Source organism: Halosegnis sp., assembly GCF_042216475.1.
Classification (GTDB): domain Archaea; phylum Halobacteriota; class Halobacteria; order Halobacteriales; family Haloarculaceae; genus Halosegnis.
This window is the reverse complement of record NZ_JBDGTV010000015.1, coordinates 1-2,416: the sequence shown is the minus strand read 5'-3', so window position 1 is coordinate 2,416 and position 2,416 is coordinate 1. Positions and strand designations below refer to the sequence as shown.

Here is a 2,416-nt window from a genome sequence, read left to right as displayed (position 1 = left end):
CCCGACCGTGACGACAGCGCTCACCAGCCGATGGACGAGCGCGGCGGTCTGGAAATCAAACAGCAGTGCGTACGGGATGAAATAGAAGAGCGCCGCCGGTGTGTACGTCCAGAGCCCGTATCCGGTGTGATACGGAATCGGCCCGCGCAGACTCCCCTTGGCTGCATAGTAGAACACGTCGAACGTCGTCGGCGGGTTCGGGCGGAACAGCGCGAAGAAGCCGGCTGTCAGCAGGCCGCCGAAGATACCCGCAGCCAACACGAGCCGGGCCCGGTGGCGGCGCTCCGAGAGCAGTGTCCGAAGGCGGCTCATGGCAGGGGACTCGTCCGTGTCTGTGGGACTGTCGTCGGTGTCACAGGTCTCTGTCTTCCTACGGTCTACCCGCACGGCGAATAAAACTGACTTTTCCGACACCGGACTGTCCCGGCTCTGTCTGTGTGCAACGCGGCCCGGTCTGGCGACCCCGCGCCGAGTGACGGCCCTCCCCGAGCGCACCGCTGGTCGCGCCCGCGAAGCCACGCTCGAAGTGCGGGTGTACGTTGCCGGAGAACCGCCCGTCGAACTACGAGTTCTGCTGTTCGACGTCGGGGACGAACTCAACGCCCACCACAACGCGAGGTAAAACATCGCTCGCGAGCTTGCCACGCGACTTCGCTCGGGGCAGACGTCTCCGAGTGGAGGAGCCACCTATCAACTGGCTCTACCGTCGGGGACGCTGCCCCTGAACGGCGAGTTCCACGCCGCCGACCCCGTGTCGACAGAAGGAGTGTCCACCGACAAACCTCACCCGCAACGAGCGAGGTCGGCAGACCGAGCGAAGTAGGATGATGTAGTTGATTGCTGGCCATCGTGTCGCGGTTGCGAACCGCACGGCTTCGACGCTGGGCGCCGTCTTGATGTCGGGAACGGTCAGTTTCGAGGAGTTCGCACTGTCCTTTGTCCACTTGCTGGCGTTGCCCGCGAGAGCGCTGTTGTCGTCGTCACCGACGCGCGGGAACGCCGAGGAGGCACCGTTCTCGCTGTCCGTTGCTATCACCGCGCACGGGTTGGTACTCTTGTATGCCTCGTCGCTGCTACTGGCCTTGGTGACGACCGCAGCCAGCCGACAACATCATTGTTGCTGTTCTCGTATGTCGTGCCACGCTCTCCTGACATCTTGGAACCCTGCAGCATCACCGAATCTGCCTCCAATCATCGAGTTCGATGCGTGGCCGTCGCGGACGTGAGCATCGCGGCGCCGACACCTGTAACTGGGACGGCGACGATCAGCAGTGCGATGCGGCCGACGAACGCGGTCTTACCGCGCATCCTCTCCTCCTGTGTTTAGGCTGCTGTTGGTCGAAGAGTGCTGTCCGGTCGAGTCGTCCAGAGTCGAGCCCCCTGTATCGACGGTCATGTCGGATCATCTGGTCTCCACCTGTGTGCAGCCCGCCCGCGCGGATGGCTGGAGGCTACTACTTCCCGAATGCTGTGTGTATGAGAACAGTACGAAACTCAAGCGTGGCCCTATTGGATTTTTGAGTCAGTGACCGAGTTCACCGGTCGTGCTGCAGACACAGCGCGGACCGGTTCTCTGCACTCGCGGAGTCGCAGACGATGCCGAGTAGCAACACAGTGAATGACTTTAACCCCGAGACGTTGTAGATTTTATAATGCCCAATACACACATCGAAACGCTCGAACTTGGGGCTGGGACCTCTCCGCATCCAGATGCAGATGTGACGCTTGATATCCGGGAGGACTTGCCCCATATCGATTATCCTGGGGTGGATATCGGGACCGATACCTGGCCTCTTCCGGACGAAAGCGTCGACCGTGTGATTTGCGAGCATACACTTGAACATATACCGCCGGAATCGATCACGCACGTTTGGAATGAATTAGATAGAGTCCTCACCCCTGGCGGCACCGCGCAATTCGAACTGCCACATGCCGGGACCTGGAGCGCCCAAACTGACCTTACTCATCAAGGAGCAGGGGGCACAACACCATCGATTGATAGATACTTTGGTGATGAGGAGACGGCCGAACTAGAACCGTACTGGCCACATCTCAACTGGAACGTGACCGCGTACGCGGAAATAGAGTGTCCGACGTTTATACGCCCGTCAGCTCGGAGAATCTTCACGATGCACAATGGGTTCCGTTCCGCTGAGATCGTGAAAATCCCGTTCGTTGATGCGACAGTCCATATCGATATTGAGAAAGAACATAGCTAGTTGAGAGAAGCACCACACAACTGAGTCGTCACGGGAGTGATGACTGGATGATACTTCCAGGTTGGCACTCGGTCGGGCTGTAGTTGCGGGACCCACTCTCGGCGATCCGATGCCCCCTTGATTTCGGTTGAAAATGTGGCTGAGCGGCGAATTGGTCTCAGCACAGTAGTGCGTGCTTTGGGGATGGGCCCTGTCGG

At 59.7% G+C, this 2,416-nt stretch carries 2 protein-coding genes; one reads left to right on the top strand and one right to left on the bottom strand.

The window, feature by feature from the left end:
- Positions 1 to 312 (bottom strand): hypothetical protein (locus ABEJ63_RS10435; RefSeq protein WP_375796313.1); only part of this gene is annotated, 312 nt, incomplete at its 3' end.
- A 1,340-nt stretch (positions 313 to 1,652) separates the two neighbouring features.
- Between ABEJ63_RS10435 and ABEJ63_RS10430 the strand changes: the two genes are divergently transcribed.
- The gene (locus ABEJ63_RS10430; RefSeq protein WP_375796312.1) at positions 1,653 to 2,219 is read left to right on the top strand and encodes a methyltransferase domain-containing protein; all 567 of its coding nucleotides are present in this window, start codon (positions 1,653 to 1,655) and stop codon (positions 2,217 to 2,219) included.
- Positions 2,220 to 2,416 lie beyond the last annotated feature (197 nt).